Raw genomic sequence first — 20103 nt, forward strand, 5'->3', positions numbered from 1 at the left:
CTTGGGGCGAACGTCCCTTTAGCGGTTGTCGCCCCGTCGAAATCGCCCAACGCGACGCCTAGCGCATCACGTCGGCAGCTGACGCCACCGCGTTCGCCGGGTTCGAGGCAAACTTCTTCTTCGCGGTTTCAATCCAGGCCGCAAAATCCTGCTCGCTCACCACACGAACCGCAATCGGCATGAAGGCGTGATCCCGCCCGCACAGTTCCGAGCACTGGCCGTAGAACACGCCCGTCTTGGTGGCCTTGAACCAGGTCTCGTTGAGACGGCCCGGGATCGCGTCCACCTTGATGCCGAACGCCGGAACGCCAAACGAATGAATGACATCGGCCCCGGTCACCTGAACCCGGACAATCTTGTTCACAGGAACAACCAGCTCGTTGTCCACCGCAAGCATCCGCGGCTGCTTCTCATGCGCCATCAGCGAGTCAAACTCGAACTTGCCGTTGTCCGGATACGCGTAGCTCCAGTACCACTGCTTGCCGACCGCCTTCACCGTCAGATCGGCCTTCGGAAGGTCAAGCTGCTGAAACAAAAGCCGGAACGACGGAACCGCAATGCCAACCAGGATCAAAACCGGAATGATCGTCCACGCAACTTCGATCATCGTGTTGTGGGTCGTCTTCGACGGAACCGGATTGGCCCGCGCGTTGAAACGCAACATCGCCACAACCAGCAGACCCGTCACAAACAGCGTGATCAGCGTGATCACAATCAGAAGCCCGCTATGCATGCTCGCGACGCTCTCCATGACAGGCGTCACACCCGTCTGAAGTCCAAGCGCCCACGGATGCGGCACACCCAGCTCCTCCGCCGATACCGCACCACTCGCGGCAAGCGCCGCTCCGCCAAACGCTAATCCCAGAAACCGGCGGCCAAACCGGCGGCCAAACTGGCCCATCGACATCTTCATGCCGCTCGCGCTCCTTGTCATAAATAAACCCTAAACAAGCCCCTAAGCAGTTCCCGCCGAGGGCGAGCCTGCCGCTCCTCTGACACTTCCGCAAACAGCCTGCGCGCCGTTTAGCTAGAATGCGTCCAAAGCCGCCCCTCTCAAACCATAATTTGTCGCGCCTCGCAAGGACCAAGGACAGCGAGTTGAGCGATGCTTAAAATTGCCGTGCGGCGCGTGGGCTATAAACGCATCGGGCCGACGAAGCGGAGCGCAACACGGGGTTCACGGCAGGGCGCCGCTTGACAGGCGGATTGTCCGATGTAGGCACAGGCACGGCCGCTTCGCAGATTCGGCCGTGGTTCGGGCTAATCCGGGCCGGGACCGCCTTCAAGGCGCCGTCATTGACCGTCAGGCGGCGAGGCATGGTCGAAAGCAGGGGATCGACCCGGATGGAGCCTTCTAAACAACATATGAGATATGCATTCCCGCGCATGGCGGCCCGGCGGCCGCCACTCCGCGCTTTGGCGGGCTTCGCCGCCGCACTTCTCGTGGTCGGCTTTACCAATGCGGCCGAGGCCCAGGGAGCCGTCAAATCTGTTCATGGCGATTGGCAAATCCGCTGCGATACTCCTCCCGGAGCGAAGGCCGAGCAATGTGCCTTGATCCAGAGCGTGGTGGCGGAGGATCGCTCCAATGCCGGTCTGACCGTGATTGTGCTCAAGACTGCCGACCAAAAAAGCCGGCTGATGCGCGTGGTGGCGCCGCTCGGCGTGTTGCTGCCCTCCGGCCTCGGGCTGAAGCTCGACAACGTCGACGTTGGCCGCGCCGGTTTCGTGCGCTGCCTCCCAAACGGCTGCGTCGCCGAGGTCGTTCTGGACGACAAGCTGCTTGGGCAATTGCGCAGCGCAAAGACAGCGACATTCATTATCTTCGAAACGCCCGAGGAAGGCATTGGCTTTCCGCTCAGCCTGAACGGGCTCGGCGAAGGTTACGACAAGCTGCCCTAAGCCCGAATCTGAAGCTCGCCTCAGCGAGTAGCGCGACGCCACTCGAGAAGTTCGGCAGAAAAAGCCTCCCATCTGGCGGTAATCATACCTATCTTGAACTTCTGTCCGCCTGAACCATACGGAACGGGCACGTTGCACCTGGAGTTCGCATGACCAGCCCCACTAGCACATCTCTGCTCGAGCGCGCGGATCTCGACCGCGATTCCGTACGCAACGAAGTTGCGCGGGGCCTCAAAGGCGCGGACGATGGCGAACTGTTTCTCGAATATAACCAGAGCGAAGCTCTGATGTTCGACAACGGCCGGCTCAAGCAGGCGACCTATGATACCTCGCAAGGCTTCGGCCTTCGCGCCGTCAAGGACGACGCCGTCGGCTACGCCCATTCGTCCGACGTTTCGCTGCCCGCTCTGATCCGCGCCGCCGACGCCGTCGGCGCCGTGCGCGGCGGCTATCAGGGCACTTTCGCGGCCGCTCCCTCCCATACCAACGTACGGCTTTACGGCGATGACAATCCGCTCGATGGCCTCGGCTTCGAGACCAAGGTCAAGCTGCTTACTGAGATCGACGCCTATGTCCGCGATAAGGATCCGCGGGTGCGCCAGGTGTCCGTCAGCCTCGGCGCGACATGGCAGGTCGTTGAAATCATGCGGCCGGACGGCGAAAGCTATCGCGATGTCCGTCCGCTGGTGCGAGTGAACATCTCCGTCGTCGCCGGACAGGGCGACAGGCAGGAAACCGGCAGCCAGGGCTATGGCGGCCGCGAAGGCTATGCCCGCTTCATCGAGACCAAGGCATGGCGGTCAGCTGCGGAGGGCGCGATCCGTCAGGCGCTGATCAATCTGGAATCGATCCCTGCGCCCGCCGGCGAGATGGACGTGGTGCTCGGCCCGGGCTGGCCCGGCGTGATGCTGCACGAAGCGGTGGGACACGGCCTCGAAGGCGACTTCAACCGCAAGAAGACGTCCGCTTTCGCGGGGCTGATGGGTCAGCAGGTCGCGGCCAAAGGCGTCACCGTGGTCGACGACGGCACCATTTCGGCCCGACGCGGCTCCCTTTCCATTGATGACGAGGGCACGCCGACCAACCGCACCGTGCTGATCGAGGACGGCATCCTGGTCGGTTACATGCAGGATCGTCAGAACGCGCGGCTGATGGGAATGAAGCCGACCGGCAATGGCCGCCGTCAGGACTATGCCCACGTACCAATGCCGCGCATGACCAACACCTATATGCCGGCGGGCGATCGCGATCCGGCGGAAATCCTCGCGTCGGTGAAGAACGGCATCTATGCGGTCAATTTTGGCGGCGGCCAAGTCGACATCACCTCGGGCAAATACGTGTTCCAATGCACCGAGGCCTACCTGATCGAGAACGGCAAGATCGGCGCTCCGCTGAAAGGCGCCATGCTGATTGGCAACGGGCCAACCGATTTGCACCGCATCACCATGGTCGGCAACGATGTCGCGCTGGACGACGGCATCGGCACCTGCGGCAAGAACGGTCAGGGCGTACCCGTTGGCGTCGGTCAGCCGACCTTGCGAATGGAGCGAATAACGGTCGGAGGAACGGGCGGATAACGCGGATACGTCCGCATCCGCCGATGACGCCAATCAGCCAGAGCATTTTCGCTTCCGATTGAACCAGAGGCGAAGCTCCAGATTGTTGTTTTGACGCGCTTTCTTCACGCGAACTGAATCCACTTCGTTCGAAAACGCGATAGCCGCGTGCGAACATGAGCAAACGGCGACGCTCATCTGCATCACAAGGATTGCCGTCGGTCATCCGACAACTGGCGGCTCGCGGTCGTAAGTCGTTGTTCCCGGCGACGAACACGCGCGTGTGAACCATATTTCCGATATTCGCTTGAACCCGAACCCATCATCAGGAACCTAATCGTACGGATCGCGTTTTTGGTTCTGAGTGTGCGTTGGTGGGTATGATGCCGATCTTCCGTTATTTTGTGGTAATGGGTTGCTGCCTTGCAGGCCTGCTTTTTGTCGCTGGCTTGCTGTGGCCCAGTGATCGCGTGGAGATTGCTGATACCCCCGCAGCGGTCATTAACGCGGAAGCGTCATCGACAGAATCCGGATCTGCGAGCCAGGCATCGTCCGAAGGACAGACGGTTCTCAATACGATAGAGAATTGGCGCCGGTCCGAGAAACGTTTCGAGCGGGCGAAGCAACATCCCCACCCTGTCTTCTATCCGAACGTCGCCACGCTGGCGCCAACCCCCGATCGTCTGCAGTGGGAGCGCCACCTCCGTTATCTGCCGGCGGACCACGTCTACGAAGCGCGGGCGGAAATGCCGAAGGAAGCGACCGCGGAACGGTCCAAGGTCGCCGCGAAGCCAGCGACGCGTAAGCATGTTGCCCATGCCCGCCCGGCAAGGATCGCGCAAGAGGGCGAGCGCCCACGCTATGCCCGCAACGCCGCGTGGAATCCGTTCGGTCTGTTCGACTGATGCCGGGGGCCGGCGGCCTCACGAGCCCGCCGTTATCCGTTATCGCAATAGCCACCGGAAGGCGCGGCGCAACCGACCGACCGACCGCTCACGATAATTCAGAGCATGGCCCCGAGAAGTAGAAACCGGTTTTCGGACAAGATCATGCTCGGTCAAAGAATCAAAAGAGTTTGATTTCAACGCAGCTGAATCGACCTTTAGGGTTCAATCGTTATTGCCTGATGGAGACATCATGAGCTGGCTTCCTTCCAACGATCCCACCCTCGGCGATCCCAAATCCTGCGATGCGCTCGAACTTGTCATCGTGCCGCGCACCCGAGATCTCGGCGACGGATTCGCCGTGCGCCGAGCGCTGCCTCATGGCAGGCGGCAGATGGTCGGCCCGTTCATCTTCTTCGATCATTTCGGTCCGGTGCAGTTCGTCTCCGGCAAGGGCATGGACGTGCGGCCGCATCCGCATATCGGACTGGCCACAGTCACTTACCTGTTCGACGGCAGCATCATGCACCGCGACAGCGAGGGTAACATCCAGGAAATCCAGCCGGGCGCCATGAACCTGATGACCGCGGGACGCGGCATCGCGCATTCCGAACGCACGCCCGATGCGCAACGTGCCAGCGGGCAGATGATGCTCGGCCTGCAAAGCTGGATCGCGCTACCGCACAACAAGGAGGAGATCGCGCCGTCCTTCCAGCACTACGGCGCTGCCAGCCTGCCAACGGTGCAGGACAAGGGATTCCGCGCCCGCATCATCGCCGGCCGTTCGTTTGGCGCAACCTCGCCGGTCGAGATGGTGTCACCGTGGTTCTACGTCGAGGTCGCTCTCGAGGCCGGCATGAGCGTGCCGCTCGACGCGGACCACGAAGAGCGCGCGATCTATATCGTTGACGGCGAGATCGAGATCGCGGGCGACCGATACGAAGCGCCGCAGCTGCTGGTTTTCCGCCCCGGCGACCGCATCACGGTACGCGCGACAAAGCCCGCGCGTATGATGTTCCTCGGCGGCGACGCGCTCGAAGGACCGCGGCACATCTGGTGGAACTTCGTCTCCTCCAGCAAGGAGCGTATCGAACAGGCGAAAGACGACTGGAAAACCGGCCGCTTCGCACCCGTGCCGAACGAGCACGAGTTCATTCCGCTGCCGGAAAACTGATCTTTGTTTTGACGCGTTTTCGTTACGCGAACAGGTCACCACTTCGCTTGAAAACGCTATAGCTTACACCGGCAAGCCGTTCGCTTGTGCCAGTTCCTTGAGCGACACCTGCGGCCGTGCGCCGATGTGCTGAATGACCTCTGCCGCGGCGAGCGCGCCGAGCCGCCCCGCGTCTTCGTGGCTCGCGCCGCGCACCAGCCCAAACAGGAAACCCGCGGCGAACAGATCGCCGGCTCCCGTGGTGTCGACCAGCGTGTCGATCGGGCACGCCGGGACCGCCGTTGTTTCATCCTTCGTCACGACGACGCAGCCCTTCTCGCTGCGGGTGACAATGCCGAGCCCAATGTCCTCGCGCAATTGCGCCAGCGCCGTTTCGAAGTCGGAGGTCTGGTAGAGCGAATGCAGTTCGGTCTCGTTGGCGAAGATCAGATCGACGGCGCCGCTTCGCATCAGTTGCAGAAATTCGTCCCGGTAGCGATCGACGCAAAACGCATCCGATAAGGTCAGCGCGACTCGTCGCTTGGCGTCATGCGCGATCTGCGATGCCTTGAGAAACGCCTCCTTGGCGGCTTTGGGGTCCCACAGATAGCCCTCGAGATAGAGGATCGAGGCGGCGGCGACGGTGTCCGGATCAATGTCCGCCGGCGACAAATCCTGCGCCGCGCCAAGATAGGTATTCATGGTGCGCTCGCCGTCCGGCGTCACCAGTATGTAGGAACAGCCGGTGGCGGAGCCGTCGGATGCCGGCGGCGTATCGAAGGCCACCTTGGCGGCGCGAATATCATGGGTATAGAGACGGCCGATTTGATCGTCCTTCACCTTGCCGACATAGGCGGTGCGAGCCCCGAACCCCGCAAGACCGACGATGGTATTTGCGGCCGAGCCGCCCGACATCTCGGTCGCGGGTCCCATGTCGGCATAGATCGAGGCCGCGCGCGCCTCGTCGATCAACGCCATGCCGCCCTTGGTCATGCCGTGGGCGGCGAGAAAGCCCTCATCGGTCCGCACCAGAACGTCGAAAATCGCATTGCCGATCGCAAGCACGTCGTATTTCGCTGCAGCCATTAAGAATATCCTGTCGCGGCAATTGCGGGAAAGCGAGGAATCCGGTCAACCTGTGAAGGTGCCGCGTATCACGGCACCTCCATGCCATCAAGCACGGTACGGCCAACCTCGCGATGATCCGCTCCGTCCTCACAGTCTCCTCAGGCACCCTGGCCTCGCGGCTGCTTGGTTTCGCGCGCGATGCGCTGACCGCGGCACTGCTCGGCGCGGGCCCGGTCGCCGACGCTTTTCTGATGGCGTTTCAGCTCATCAACGTGATCCGCCGGATGCTCGGTGAAGGTGCCCTGAATGCGGCGCTGGTGCCGGCGTGGATGCGCCTGCGCGACGGCAGCGGCCTCGCCGCCGCATCGGCCTTCGCCGGCGCTGTGCTCGCAACCGTAAGCGCAACACTGATTGTGCTGGCCGTCATCGCCGGCGTGGCGATGCCGCTTCTCATGAGGGTGCTCGCGCCGGGTTTTGTCGGTAGCGAGAGCTTGCAACTCGTCGTCACCGACGCACGGCTGATGCTGCCCTATCTCGCTTTCGCAGGTCCCGCGACGGTCATCATGAGCCTGCTGAACGCAAGACATCGTTTCGCGCTCGCCGCGTTCTCGCCGCTGCTGTTCAACGTCGCCCTGATCCTCGTCGCCGTGCTGCTGCTGTTATTGCATCGGGACTCACATTTTGCCGCGGTGGCGATGGCTGCAACTGTGGGCGCGGCGGGATTGCTGCAACTCGCGGTGCTTGCGCTCCTGACCCGCCACGACGATCTCGCAAGTCCCTTACGAATATCGTTCGACTCCGGGATGCGGGATTTTGCCCGTAAGGCCGTCCCCGGCATGATCGCGAATTCAGGGCCGCAACTGCTGATCATAGCCGGCGCGATCATCGCGTCGACATCGCCGTCGGCCGTGGCGTGGCTTTACTTCGCAAACCGCCTGATCGAGTTGCCGCTAGGAATGGTGGGCGTCGCCATCGGCACCGTGCTGGTGCCCGAAATGACCCAAGCGCTCAACAAGGGCGACAGAGCGGCGACGGTCAATGCCGAGTCACGCGGAATCGAGCTGGCGGGAGCTCTCGCCTTGCCCGCGGCGGTCGGCTTGATCGTCCTCAGCGAGCCGATCGTGCGGGTGCTGTTCGAGCACGGCGCGTTTACTGCGGCCGACACGAGCGCAACGGCGCTCGCGTTGGGCTGTTTTGGCTTCGGCCTCCCCGCCTATGTCCTGATCAAGGCGCTGTCTCCGGCGTTCTTCGCACGCGGCAATACAATGACGCCGCTTATGGCCGCACTGAAGGGCGTGGCCGTCGCGATGGTACTCGCGTTCGTATTCGGACGGCTGTTCGGGGTCGCGGGAATAGCTGTCGCCGTCGCGCTCGGTGCATGGAGCAACGCGGTGAGCCTCGTCCGCAGCATTGCTATAACCTTTGGATTTTCCATCGATGCCGAAGCGCGTCGGCGTCTGCCACGCATTGGGCTGGCGGCGCTCGGGATGGGTGGCGTTTTGTGGTTCGCCGTTCGGCTACTATACCCAATGTCCAGCGCGCACGGGTTGCTCCAGGCCGCCACGCTGGTCGTCCTGATCGCCGCAGGCGTCGCGATCTACGGCCTGCTGCTGTTGACGTTCAGGGTCATCGATCGGAACGACATACAAGCCGCGCTGATGCGATCGCGATCCGGCGACTTGCGCGCTTAGATTCCGCGTGGCAATGGACGGCGCGCCGGACCGAAGGCATGAACCCCGCGTTTCGCCGCATGTTTCCGAATCGCGCGCGGGCAAGCAGGAACCAAACGATGACGACACGGGTTTTTTCAGGCGTTCAGCCGACCGGCAATCTGCATCTCGGCAACTATCTCGGCGCCATCGTTAATTTCGTAAAATTGCAGGCTGACCACGAGTGTCTCTATTGCGTGGTCGATCTTCATGCCATCACCGTGCCCGTCGCCGTCTGGGGCGGGCCCAATGAGCTCCGCCGCGCCACCCGCGAAGTGACGGCAGCCTTCATCGCGAGCGGGATCGATCCGAAGCAGCACATCATCTTCAACCAAAGTCAGGTGGCCGGGCACGCCGAGTTGACGTGGGTGCTCAACTGCGTGGCACGGCTCGGCTGGCTCAACCGCATGACCCAGTTCAAGGAAAAGGCCGGCAAGGATCGCGAGAACGCGTCGGTCGGGCTTTACGATTACCCGGTTCTGATGGCGTCGGATATCCTCGTCTATCGCGCGACGCACGTTCCGGTCGGCGAGGATCAGAAACAGCACCTCGAACTCAGCCGCGACATCGCGCAAAAATTCAACAACGACTTTTCGGAATCGATCGCCGCCAACGGTCATGGCGACACATTTTTTCCGCTGCCGGAGCCCGTGATCACGGGACCTGCGACGCGCGTGATGAGCCTGCGCGACGGCACCAAGAAAATGTCGAAGTCGGATCCGTCCGATTATTCGCGCATCAATCTGACTGACGACGCCGATGCCATCGCGCAAAAGATCCGCAAGGCGAAGACCGATCCCGAACCGCTGCCGTCGGAGGAAAAGGGGCTGGAAAACCGCCCCGAGGCCGACAACCTGGTCGGCATCTATGCGGCGCTCTCAGGGAAGCCCAAATCCACGCTCCTCGCAGAGTTCGGTGGCGCGCAGTTCTCGGGCTTCAAATCCAACCTCGTCGATCTTGCGGTCGCAAAGCTATCGCCGATCGCTCGCGAGATGAAACGGCTCACCGACGATCCGGCCCATGTCGACCAGATTCTGATCGAGGGCGCCGAGCGCGCCAGCGTGATCGCATCGGAGACCGTGGACGCGGTGAAGGACATCGTCGGTTTCATCCGCAGGCGCTAGAGCCTTTGCGTTTGCGAACCGATACCCACTTCGCTTGAAAACGCTATAGCATATCGCGGTCCGGAACCTGCTTGTCGAGGCAGCCGGTGCCGTGGCAGCATAGCGACGGGTTGCTGATTCAGCATCGGGACATGCATGAGCGCACAACGTCGAAGCTACGAGAGCGGTCACAAGCCAAAATATCTGGTCGTGGTCGATGACAGCGCTGAATGGGATCGCGCCGTTTATTACGCAAGCCGCCGCGCCATCCGCGTCGGCGGAGGCATCGTGATGTTGCGGGTGGTGGAGCCGGAAGACCGCAATCAGGAATGGCTCGGTGTCGCCGAAGTGATGCGGGCTGAGGCCTACGAAGGTGCGGATGCGGCGCTCGATCGCGCCTCTGGCCGGGCCAACGGGATCGCCGCGATTACGCCCGAACGAATCATTCGCGAAGGCGATCCGCTTGAACAAATTCTGGATGTCATCGAGAAGGACGTGGATATTTCGATGCTGGTGCTCGCCGCCGCCGGCGGTCCCGAAGGTCCCGGCCCGATCATCACGACGCTGGCCAAGACCGCTGGAAACTTTCCGATTCCAGTGACGATCGTGCCCGGCACCCTGACTGACGACACGATCGACGCGCTGTCCTAGAGCATGATCCCGAAAAGCAGGAACCGGTTTTCGGACAAGATCATGCTTAATCAAAGAAGGGTGATTCCACGAAGTCGGATCAGGCTCCAGGCTATTTCCGTCCATTCGGCCGCGGAACGGCTGCCCCGCTGGCGCCCTTGATCGTGCCTTCGTGATCGCTATCTGCTAGAGAACCCACGCGCCGGCCTTGAACCGGCGGCGACGGAGAGATCGATGTTCATTCAGACCGAAGTCACCCCCAATCCCGCCACCTTGAAGTTCCTCCCGGGCCGCACCGTGCTTGGCAAAGGAACAATGGAATTCACCGACCCCAGCACGGCCGGCCGCTCAATGCTCGCCGTAAAGCTGTTTGCCGTGCACGGCGTCACCGGCGTTTTTTATGGCTCGGATTTTATCACGGTGACGAAGGACGACAGCGACTGGCAACATCTCAAGCCGGCCATCCTCGGCGTCATCATGGAACACTACATGTCGGGCGCGCCGCTGTTGACGGACGGCGAGGGCGAGACGAACACAGACAACGACGTTGAATTTTTCGATGAAGCAGACGCCGAGACTGTAACCTTGATCAAGGATCTGATCGAGACGCGGGTGCGGCCGGGGGTCGCCGATGACGGCGGCGACATCACCTTCCGCGGCTTCAAGGATGGCGTCGTCTACGTGAACATGAAGGGTTCGTGCTCGGGATGCCCGTCATCGACCGTGACCTTGCGGAACGGCATCCAGAACCTTCTGAAACATTTCGTGCCCGAGGTCGTCGAAGTGCGGCCGGTATAGAAGAGAGCCTCTTTTCGCAGACGGCTTTGGCCTTTCCGCTTTCTGATGAATTAGAAGCGGGCTCTCTGATTTTTATTGGATGCGTTCTTCACGCGAGGCGACACAGTCTGGCTCGAAAACAGCTATAGTTCAGAGTTTGGCAACGACAACCAGCCGCTTGATTTTGCCGCTCTTATAGGCGTTCAGAAACGCGTGGTAGTTCTTGAACGACACGCAGCCGTTGGAGGCGCCGCTCGGCCCAAGCATGTAGGTGTGTGCCAGCAGCCCGGTGCGCCCGTATATCTTGTCCTCGCCGCCGATCGGTTTCAGCCTGATCGCTTCCACGCCGTGGAAAAGGCGTTCACGCAACGACAGATCGTAGGTGTGTGGCGGCGTCACGCCGCGCATTCTCCTGTCGGCAGAACGCGGATCGTCCATCATGTTGCCAAGCCCGGAATGCGCCTCAAGTGTATTGCCGTCCGGGAGGTAGACCTTACGCGCAGAAATATCATAGACGGCGGTGAATTGGTTGTATTGCGGGATGCGGCCGAGCGTCAGGCTCTCACCGTCGCTGGTCACCCCGCCGTCCGGTGCAGCGAACGCCAGTTGCAGGCCGGCCGCGGGCCTGCCGAACAGTCTCTCGAAGATCGACGGTTTCTTCGGCTCCGGCTCGGCAGCGGCTTGCGCGACCTCGCGGGAAGAGCTGGCAGCCTGCAGCTGACGCAGTTCGGACGGACGCGGGGCCGGCATCGGAACAATCGCGGCGACTTGGGGTGCCGGCGGGAGCGGCAGGGTCTCAGGTGCGGTCTCGACCGGAATTGAGGCTACGGTCTGCGGGGCATCCTGAGCCGGCTCAAATGAGCCGGGCGGCGGCCCGAGGAAGCGCGGACCATAGAGCCATGCCGTGCGGGCCCGCGCTTCAGGATCTTGAGCACGGACCTTGGCCACAGGCGTTCCGGTGGTCGCCCTCGCCACACGCGGCGCGGGCATTTCCCCCAATGCCTCGTAGGCCGCCGCGATGCGACGAACCGGTTCCACCGAAAGCCTGGATGCAAGCGGCGGTAACGATGCGGTAACCAACTCCGTGGGTCCGCCGGACACATGGGTATAAAGGGTCCAGGCGCAGGCCAGCCCGATGCAGGCGAGCGCGGCGGCGCCCAGAATATTTTGCGGGACCGCCTTGCGGGGCGAGTCGGCGGAATAGGCCGCCACATCATAGTAACGTCTGCCCGTAACGTATGTCATTCGCCCCACGTCCAGAGACACTCTACTTCCGATCCCTGCAGGCAGTGCTCGATAGTCTGCACGCCGCCGGCATGTCCGGATCAAGACTGCGCATGGCTGATTCGGTAACCCCAAGTTCCAGCGAAGCTGTTTGCAGACTCGCTGAGCGCCATTAAGGCGACTTTTAGTTAAATGCGGATTAAATCTGAGCCGGACCCCGAGACCACGGTAAACAGCCTGATCGCGGCAATCTGGTGTCTAAAACTCGGGTTCCTTCGTCCAAACCGCAGGTAAATCCTGGGCAGAGGTGCTAATCTGGCCCCATGCTCGTCCTTGCGATCGACACCGCACTCGATGCCTGCGCCGCTGGCGTCCTGGACACAGACGCCGGCCGCCTGATCGCTCAGGAAACGCTACCGATGAGGCGCGGCCACGCAGAAACTCTGATGCCGCTGATCGCCAGGGTCATCGAATCTGCCGGGATCGCCGTTGCGGCGCTGGACCGCATCGTCGCGACCACCGGTCCCGGCAGCTTCACCGGCCTGCGGGTGGGGCTGTCGGCCGCGCGCGGCATCGCGCTTGCCGCCGACAAACCGGTGGTGGGCGTGACCACCCTGGCAGCCTTTGCCGCACCTGTTATCGGCGAAAACCGCAAGCCGCCGGTGATCTCCGCGATCGATGCCCGACATGATCAGGTTTATTTTCAAACGATAAGTGGTGACGGTGCCACGCTGGTCGAACCGCGTGTCGCGCCGATCGAGGAGGCGCTCTCTGAGTCGCGCTTCGGCGCGCCGCATCTGGTCGGGAATGCCGCAAAACTTCTCGCCGACCGCTGGCCGACGCACCTAGCGCCCCCGGTCGCGGTGGATCCGCAGCCCGCACCTGATATCGCCTGGGTGGCATGGCTCGGCGCAGCAGTCAGTCCGAACGCCGCGCCGCCCCGCCCGTATTACCTGCGCGCGCCCGACGCTAAGCCGGCCGGCAATTTCTTGCTTAAAACACAGACGCTGGCCGCATCATGATGAATTGGTTCCCAGGCAAAGAGCGCGCCGCTCCAGTTGTCGAGCCCGCGAGCCCAAACGACACGGCGCGCCTTGCGGCGATTCACGGCGCATCGTTTCACCGCGGTTGGGGCGAAAGCGAATTCGAGGCCATGCTCGCCGAGCGCAACACGCTGGTTCAGCGTCTGCGCCTGCGATCGAACGTGATCGGGTTTGCCGTGTCACGCATCGCTGCGGACGAGGCTGAAATCCTGTCGATCGCAATCGACGCCGGCTATCGCGGCCAGGGATTTTCGCCCGGTCTGCTGTTCACGCACCTTGGCCACCTCGCCGGACGCGGAGTGCGGACCGTATTTCTCGAAGTCGAGGAAAATAATCAGCCGGCGCGACGTCTCTATGAACGCGCGGGCTTTGCCGTTGTCGGACGCCGCGAACGCTACTATCGCGAGGCGGGTGGTCAGGAACTGAACGCATTGGTGTTGCGCCGTAACTTGTCGTAATATCCAAGCGGTGGCAAAAGGAACTAGGAAAACCATCGGCAACGGTGCATCGGTTTTTTGTCCGGTCGCACTCCCTTCTATCGTTCGCGCGCATTATCTACGTTTCTGTGAGCGGATCATGCGCCATCGGAACCGGACACTTTGATGACGGCTCTTAAATCAACGTCCGTGCAGAAGCCTACCAAAATTGAGGAGCGTTGCGCGGCGACGGGAATGCGTATGACCGAACAGCGCCGGGTTATCGCGCGCGTGCTGGCGGAGGCCTCCGATCACCCGGACGTCGAGGAACTCTATCGACGCTGCGTCGCGGTAGATGACAAGATCTCGATCTCGACAGTCTATCGCACGGTGAAGCTGTTTGAGGACGCCGGCATCATCGAGCGGCACGATTTTCGCGAAGGACGCGCCCGCTATGAGACGATGCGCGACAGTCACCACGATCATCTGATTAATCTGCGCGACGGCAAGGTTATCGAATTCACGTCGGATGAAATCGAGGAGCTGCAAGCTGAAGTCGCGCGCAAACTCGGCTACAGGCTGGTCGATCATCGTCTCGAGCTCTATTGCGTTCCGATGGACGACGATAAGTCCTGAGTGCCTGTCGAAACGATGCTACGCCGTATAAGCTCCTCAAGTGCGAAGTCATTTCGAGCGGGGCTCGTGCCGCCATGTTGACGCAAAGACAAGCGTCGGGCGCGACTTCATCGGTATCGGACAAGGGACGGGCGCTGGATTTTCGCTGCCCTCGCCTATAAGTGAACAGGGCGCCAATAAGCGCGCCGGGTCCACCGAGCCAGGTTCCATGACGCCGCCGCGCAAGCTGCACATCAAGTCTTACGGTTGCCAGATGAACGTCTACGACGCCCAGCGCATGGCGGACACGCTGGCGCCGGAGGGATATGTCGAGACAGCCAGCGTTGAGGATGCCGACCTCGTCATTCTCAACACCTGCCACATTCGCGAGAAGGCGTCCGAGAAGGTCTATTCCGAACTCGGCAGGCTGCGCGCCGCCAAAGATCAGGCGGCGCGTGATGGCCGCGGCATGAGCGTTGTCGTCGCCGGTTGCGTCGCGCAGGCCGAGGGCGAGGAGATCATTCGGCGCGCGCCGGTGGTCGATGTGGTGGTGGGTCCGCAGAGCTACCATCATTTGCCGCAATTGCTCTTGCGCGCAAAGACCGACGGCCGCGCGCTGGAGACCGAATTTCCGGTCGCGGACAAATTCGGCTTTCTGCCGCAGCCGTCACGGCAGGCAATTCGTTCTCGCGGTATCTCGGCGTTCGTGACGGTGCAGGAAGGCTGCGACAAGTTTTGCACCTTCTGCGTCGTGCCTTATACGCGCGGCGCCGAAGCGTCACGTCCGGTGGCGAAGATCATCGAGGACGTGGAGCGCCTGGCAGGCAACGGCGTGCGAGAGATCACCCTCATCGGGCAGAACGTCAACGCCTATCATGGCGACGGTCCCGACGGGCAACCCTGGCCTTTCGGCAAGCTGCTGTATCGTCTCGCCGAAATTCCGGGCATCGTCCGGTTGCGCTACTCGACCAGCCATCCGCGCGACGTCGAGGACTCTCTCATCGATGCCCACCGCGATCTCGACGCGCTGATGCCGTTCGTGCATCTGCCGGTGCAGTCCGGGTCCGACCGCATCCTCGCCGCCATGAACCGCAGACATACCGCTGATGACTATCGCCGGGTGATCGACCGGTTTCGTCATGTCCGGCCGGACATCGCGTTCTCGTCGGACTTCATCGTCGGCTTCCCGGGCGAAACCGAGGAAGATTTCGCCGCGACCCTCGCGCTCGTCGGCCAAATCGGATACGCTGCCGCCTATTCGTTCAAGTACTCGCCGCGGCCAGGAACGCCGGCGGCGGAAATGCAGGAGACGGTGTCAACGGCCGACATGGACGAGCGACTGGTGCGGCTTCAAAACCTGATCGACAGCCAGCAATCCGCCTTCAACCGGACCGCGCTGGGCAAGACGGTTGACGTGCTGTTCGACCGTGCCGGACGCAAGCCGGGCCAGATCGCCGGCCGCACCCCCTATCTGCAGCCCGCCCATGTAGATGCATCCGACGCCATCATCGGACAGGTGCTGCCCGTAACCGTGGCGAGCCTGGAACGTTACAGCCTGCTCGGAACGCTGGCGCCCATGCCGGCATTCCACGCGCAGTTAAAGGATGCCGCGCCGGCCGGCGCACAGTTCCAGACAACCGCCGGAGTCTGAACCCTTGCCCAAGAGCGCATCGGATTCCCCTCCACTTGCTCCCAGCCGGAAACCCGACATGCACGGCCCGCCCGAAACGCAGGTCGTCATCGATTTCGAGGACAATCGTGCGGTATCCGCGCTGGTCGGCCCTTATGGACAGAATCTCGCACAGCTTGAACGGCGACTCGGAGTGGTCGTCGATTCGCGCGGAAACCACATCACCATCACCGGATCGCGCGACGGCTGCGACGCGGGACGGCGCGTGCTGGAAATGCTCTACACCCAGGCGGCGCAGGGCCATGATCTCTCGCAAGGCGAGGTCGAGGGTGCGATTCGCGCCGTGATCGCACAAGGCTCGCTGTTCGAATACGATGCCAAGGCGCCACCCTCGACGTTTGAGGCCATCAACCTGCGCAAGCGCCCGGTGCGGGCCCGCACAGCCGCGCAGGACCTCTATATCCGTGCCCTGAAACGTCATGAACTGGTATTCGGCATCGGTCCCGCGGGCACCGGCAAGACCTGGCTCGCGGTGGCGCAGGCCGCGCAACTGTTCGAGCGCAAGGAGGTCGATCGCATTATCCTGACGCGCCCCGCAGTCGAGGCCGGCGAACGGCTGGGCTTCCTGCCGGGAGATCTGCGCGAAAAGGTCGACCCGTACCTGCGGCCGATCTACGACGCACTATATGATCTGATGGACTCCCGCATCGTCGAGCGCGCGCTGCAAAGCGGCGAGATCGAGATCGCTCCGCTCGCCTTCATGCGTGGGCGCACCCTGACCAATGCGGCGATCATCCTCGATGAGGCGCAGAACACCACCTCGATGCAGATGAAGATGTTTCTGACACGACTGGGCGAAAACAGCCGCATGATCGTCACGGGCGATCCCTCGCAAGTCGATCTGCCGAACGGTCAAACATCGGGACTGGCGGAAGCGACACGGCTGCTCGAGGGTGTCGAGGGCGTAGCACAGGTGAGATTTACCGCCGAGGACGTCATCCGTCATGAACTGGTCGCACGGATCGTCGCCGCCTATGAAGGGTTGTCACGGCGGCCGGCCACCGGAAAAACCTGATGCCGGACATGAGTGTAGAGAAGGGCCGGCCTGCGCAAGGCGCTGGCGGCGAAAAACATACAATGATCTGCTCCGCTTCTCCCATGACTGAAATCCTTGTGGTCGCCGATTGCTGGCGAGCGGAGGCGGATGCCGAGGCTATCATTCACCGCGCCATCGAGACCGCTGCCGGGATGGTCGATGAGGACACCGGCGATGCCGAGCTCGCGATCATGCTGACCGACGACGCCGGCATCCACACGCTCAATGCCAACTGGCGCGGCATCGACAAGCCGACCAATGTCCTGTCATTCCCGGCGCTACAGCCTGCGGGTCCGTCCCTTCCCGACGATCCGCCGCGTATGCTCGGGGACATCGCGATCGCCTATGAAACTCTGCGCCGCGAGGCCGATGACGAACACAAACCGTTCAGCCATCACCTCAGCCATCTGGCTATCCATGGGTTTCTGCATCTGATCGGTTACGACCACGAAACCGATGGAGAAGCAGGAGAAATGGAAAACCTCGAGCGGAGAATTCTGGCGCGGCTCGGGATCCCAGATCCCTACGCGCCCCAAGAACGGACGACGTGAGTGCCTTCGGAGGACCAACCCAGCGATAACCCACCGGCGCAGGATAATCGCAACCTGCCGGTACCCGTACATAATGGCGAGGTGCTGCGCCCGGCCCCCGAGCGCTGGCTGATGCGTGCGATCCGCTCGCTGTTTGGATGGAAGGCGGGATCGGTCCGAGCCGACCTTCAGGTGGTGCTTGACGCCTCGACGCCGGACGAGGCCAGCTTCACCGCCATTGAGCGCACCATGCTGCGCAATATCCTCAGCCTGCACGAACGGCGCATCGCCGATGTGATGGTCCACCGCGCCGATATCGTCGCGGTCAGGCGCGACATTCCGCTCGGCGAACTGATCAACCTCTTCGAAAGCGCGGCCCATTCCCGTCTGGTGGTTTATCACGAGAACCTCGACGATCCCGAAGGCATCGTTCACATTCGCGACCTGCTGGCTTTCATGGCTGCGCGCGCGCGCGCCACACTGCCGTCCACGGCGAAACGCAAAAAGAAACCGCCGCCTGCCGGTCTCGATTTGCGCGCCGTTGATTTGGCGCTGCCGCTGAGCGAAGCCAACATTATTCGCAAGTTGCTTTACGTGCCGCCGTCCATGCCTGCGATCGACTTGCTCGCGCAGATGCAGGCCTCGCGAATCCATCTGGCGCTCGTGGTCGATGAATATGGCGGCACCGACGGCCTGGTGTCGATCGAGGACATCGTCGAGCAGATCGTCGGCGAAATCGATGACGAGCACGATGGCGATGAGCCGCCATCGATCGTGCGCCAGACCGAGAATTCCTTCATTGCCGACGCCCGCGCCAGCCTCGAGGACGTCTGCGCCATGATCGGCGAGGCGTTCGAAACCGGCGAAGCGGGCGAGGAGGTCGACACGCTCGGGGGCTTTCTCGTCACGTATGTCGGTCGCCTGCCGGTGCGGGGGGAGGTCATTTTAGGGCCGGGACCGTTCGAGATTGAAGTGCTCGATGCCGACCCTCGCCGCGTCAAGCGGCTGCGGATCGGACTGCGCAAGGAGCGTCCCCCCGTTCGACCGCGCGACGGGCGACGACGAGAGAACGCGTCGGATATAACCTCTCAACCGCACGGCGATTCGGCCTCTCTTTCACCGCCGGGCGATGGAGGCGAAACCCCGTGAGCATGAGCATCGCAGGCAGCGCCAGAACGGCGGGCCTTGCCATCACGTTGTCATGGGGTTGGAAGCGTGCCCTCGTTGCGCTTGTCTCCGGCGCCCTCTCCTCGCTTGCCATGGAGCCTTTCAACGTCTGGCCGTTGCTGTTCATAACCTTCCCGGTCGTAACCTGGCTGATCGACGGATCGGCCGCCGGCCGTCTCGGCGGCGTGCCGGCCGCGGCGCTCGCCGGCTGGCTGTTCGGGTTCGGTTATTTCGTTCCGGGACTCTACTGGATCGGTAACGCCTTTCTGGTCGATGCACAGACTTTCGCATGGCTGATGCCGTTCGCCGTCATTGGCCTGCCGGCCTATCTCGCACTCTTTACGTCGCTTGGTTTCGCCCTCGCGCGTTTGATTTGGCCCAAGGACGCTTCGCGCATTCTCGCACTCGCCGCCGCGCTTACGGTCGGCGAATGGCTGCGCGGACACGCTCTGACAGGGTTCCCTTGGAATGCATTCGGCTATGCGCTGACTGAGCCGCTGGCCCTGGCGCAAACCGCCTCACTGATCGGCCTGTGGGGTTTGACGTTCCTTAGCGTCGCCATCTTCGCGAGCCCCGCCGTACTGATCGATGGCTGGAGCCGCGGTCGCCGGCCATGGCTCGCCCCGGTCATCGCGGGCCTGCTGCTCGTCGCCATGAGCGTCTACGGTTCAGTCCGACTATCGCAGCATCCGACGGAATTCACGGATAACGTCAGGCTGCGCATCATGCAGCCCAATTTGGCGCAGGACGCGCGGTTCAACTATGCCGCCAAGCAAGCGGTGATGCAGAGATATCTGGCACTCTCGGACCGTGCCACCGGACCGCAGTCGACCGGCGTCAGCGGCGCAACCGTTCTGATCTGGCCGGAATCGGCTTTCCCGTTTTTTCTTACCCGCGAAGCCGACGCGATGGCGGAGATCGCCGATCTCTTGCCGAAAGGAACGATCCTTATTACCGGTTCGGTCCGCGCGCCCGACCTGCCGCCAGGCGCCAGGATCACACGGGCGTATAACTCGATCTATGTTATCGGCGATGATGGCGGCATCCTGTCGATCTACGACAAGCTCCACCTGGTGCCGTTCGGCGAATTCTTGCCGTTTCAGGGGCTGATGGAAAAGTTGGGCTTCGTTCAACTCACCAAGGTCCAAGGCGGTTTCATTCCGGGAACCGGCCGACGTACCATCGAACTTCCAAACGCGCCGAGCATGCTTCCGCTGATCTGCTACGAGGCGATCTTTCCGGGTGATACCGGATCCAGAGGCGGCCGGCCGGGCTGGATCGTCAACCTCACCAATGACGGCTGGTTCGGGATCAGTACTGGTCCTCACCAGCACCTTCAGCAGGCGCGGCTGCGGGCCATCGAGCAAGGTCTGCCCCTTGTGCGAGCGGCAAACACCGGTATCTCGGTGGTCACGGACCCCGTAGGACGTATTGTCGCACAGCTCGATCTCGGCGTGGAAGGCATACTGGATTCCCGCCTGCCCGCTGCCGTTACGGCAACACCCTACGCCCGCGCTGGCGATATTCCCGCCGCAATCATGGTGATCATCGCGTTTGTTCTGGTGATTCGACGGCGTCGCGACTAGCCGCGGCGCGTGAA

General features: G+C 62.3%; 19 protein-coding genes. 16 read left to right on the plus strand and 3 right to left on the minus strand.

Annotation, left to right across the window (positions count from 1 at the left end; genetic code table 11):
• Positions 1–58: 58 nt before the first annotated feature.
• Positions 59–913, minus strand: coding sequence for a cytochrome c oxidase subunit II (gene coxB / locus ACZ5IL_RS00700; RefSeq protein ID WP_464593604.1), 855 nt, complete (start codon positions 911–913; stop codon positions 59–61).
• A gap of 452 nt (positions 914–1365) precedes the next feature.
• Between coxB and ACZ5IL_RS00705 the strand changes: the two genes are divergently transcribed.
• From ACZ5IL_RS00705 to ACZ5IL_RS00720, 4 genes are all read left to right on the plus strand, one after another.
• On the plus strand, positions 1366–1902 hold the full coding sequence (locus ACZ5IL_RS00705; RefSeq protein WP_464596967.1) for an invasion associated locus B family protein: 537 nt from the start codon (positions 1366–1368) through the stop codon (positions 1900–1902).
• 149 nt (positions 1903–2051) lie between these two features.
• Positions 2052–3479, plus strand: a complete 1428-nt coding sequence (gene tldD, locus ACZ5IL_RS00710) for a metalloprotease TldD (RefSeq protein ID WP_464594558.1) — start codon at positions 2052–2054, stop codon at positions 3477–3479.
• Positions 3480–3841: 362 nt separating this feature from the next.
• On the plus strand, positions 3842–4363 hold the full coding sequence (locus ACZ5IL_RS00715) for a hypothetical protein (RefSeq protein ID WP_464594559.1): 522 nt from the start codon (positions 3842–3844) through the stop codon (positions 4361–4363).
• A gap of 232 nt (positions 4364–4595) precedes the next feature.
• The gene (locus ACZ5IL_RS00720) at positions 4596–5516 is read left to right on the plus strand and encodes a pirin family protein (protein WP_464594561.1); all 921 of its coding nucleotides are present in this window, start codon (positions 4596–4598) and stop codon (positions 5514–5516) included.
• A gap of 63 nt (positions 5517–5579) precedes the next feature.
• Here ACZ5IL_RS00720 and ACZ5IL_RS00725 read toward each other — a convergent pair whose 3' ends face one another.
• On the minus strand, positions 5580–6581 hold the full coding sequence (locus ACZ5IL_RS00725) for an adenosine kinase (protein ID WP_464594562.1): 1002 nt from the start codon (positions 6579–6581) through the stop codon (positions 5580–5582).
• Between the two features lie 113 nt (positions 6582–6694).
• Between ACZ5IL_RS00725 and murJ the strand changes: the two genes are divergently transcribed.
• The 4 genes from murJ (at position 6695) to ACZ5IL_RS00745 (ending at position 10803) form a co-directional block, all read left to right on the plus strand.
• Entirely contained in the window at positions 6695–8254 is a 1560-nt protein-coding gene (murJ, locus tag ACZ5IL_RS00730) for a murein biosynthesis integral membrane protein MurJ (RefSeq protein WP_464594563.1), read from the plus strand.
• Between the two features lie 98 nt (positions 8255–8352).
• The gene (gene trpS / locus ACZ5IL_RS00735) at positions 8353–9396 is read left to right on the plus strand and encodes a tryptophan--tRNA ligase (RefSeq protein WP_464594565.1); all 1044 of its coding nucleotides are present in this window, start codon (positions 8353–8355) and stop codon (positions 9394–9396) included.
• 135 nt (positions 9397–9531) lie between these two features.
• A complete protein-coding gene (locus ACZ5IL_RS00740) occupies positions 9532–10026 on the plus strand; it encodes a universal stress protein (protein ID WP_464594567.1) in 495 nt (164 codons plus the stop codon).
• 213 nt (positions 10027–10239) lie between these two features.
• On the plus strand, positions 10240–10803 hold the full coding sequence (locus ACZ5IL_RS00745; RefSeq protein ID WP_079445072.1) for a NifU family protein: 564 nt from the start codon (positions 10240–10242) through the stop codon (positions 10801–10803).
• Positions 10804–10932: 129 nt separating this feature from the next.
• Here ACZ5IL_RS00745 and ACZ5IL_RS00750 read toward each other — a convergent pair whose 3' ends face one another.
• Positions 10933–12027: a DUF2778 domain-containing protein gene (locus tag ACZ5IL_RS00750; RefSeq protein WP_464594569.1), complete on the minus strand. Its 1095-nt coding sequence runs from the start codon at positions 12025–12027 to the stop codon at positions 10933–10935.
• Positions 12028–12329: 302 nt separating this feature from the next.
• Here ACZ5IL_RS00750 and tsaB point away from each other — a divergent pair, with 302 nt between their 5' ends.
• The 8 genes from tsaB (at position 12330) to lnt (ending at position 20089) form a co-directional block, all read left to right on the plus strand.
• Positions 12330–13028, plus strand: coding sequence for a tRNA (adenosine(37)-N6)-threonylcarbamoyltransferase complex dimerization subunit type 1 TsaB (gene tsaB, locus ACZ5IL_RS00755; protein WP_464594570.1), 699 nt, complete (start codon positions 12330–12332; stop codon positions 13026–13028).
• Complete coding sequence (rimI, locus tag ACZ5IL_RS00760; protein ID WP_464594572.1) at positions 13025–13507, plus strand: ribosomal protein S18-alanine N-acetyltransferase; 483 nt, start codon at positions 13025–13027, stop codon at positions 13505–13507. Before tsaB ends, rimI begins: the two co-directional genes overlap by 4 nt.
• Positions 13508–13651: 144 nt before the next feature.
• Positions 13652–14101 carry a Fur family transcriptional regulator gene (locus ACZ5IL_RS00765; protein WP_464594573.1) on the plus strand — a complete coding sequence of 150 codons (450 nt, stop codon included), beginning with the start codon at positions 13652–13654 and terminating at the stop codon, positions 14099–14101.
• Between the two features lie 208 nt (positions 14102–14309).
• The gene (gene miaB, locus ACZ5IL_RS00770; RefSeq protein ID WP_464594574.1) at positions 14310–15731 is read left to right on the plus strand and encodes a tRNA (N6-isopentenyl adenosine(37)-C2)-methylthiotransferase MiaB; all 1422 of its coding nucleotides are present in this window, start codon (positions 14310–14312) and stop codon (positions 15729–15731) included.
• A 4-nt stretch (positions 15732–15735) separates the two neighbouring features.
• Complete coding sequence (locus tag ACZ5IL_RS00775; protein WP_464594576.1) at positions 15736–16785, plus strand: PhoH family protein; 1050 nt, start codon at positions 15736–15738, stop codon at positions 16783–16785.
• Positions 16786–16868: 83 nt separating this feature from the next.
• Positions 16869–17357 carry an rRNA maturation RNase YbeY gene (ybeY, locus tag ACZ5IL_RS00780; protein ID WP_464594577.1) on the plus strand — a complete coding sequence of 163 codons (489 nt, stop codon included), beginning with the start codon at positions 16869–16871 and terminating at the stop codon, positions 17355–17357.
• Entirely contained in the window at positions 17358–18485 is a 1128-nt protein-coding gene (locus tag ACZ5IL_RS00785) for a hemolysin family protein (RefSeq protein ID WP_464594578.1), read from the plus strand.
• A gap of 2 nt (positions 18486–18487) precedes the next feature.
• Positions 18488–20089: an apolipoprotein N-acyltransferase gene (gene lnt, locus ACZ5IL_RS00790; RefSeq protein ID WP_464596968.1), complete on the plus strand. Its 1602-nt coding sequence runs from the start codon at positions 18488–18490 to the stop codon at positions 20087–20089.
• The last annotated feature ends 14 nt before the right edge of the window (positions 20090–20103 follow it).

The sequence above is a fragment of the Nitrobacter sp. CN101 genome, from assembly GCF_055390255.1.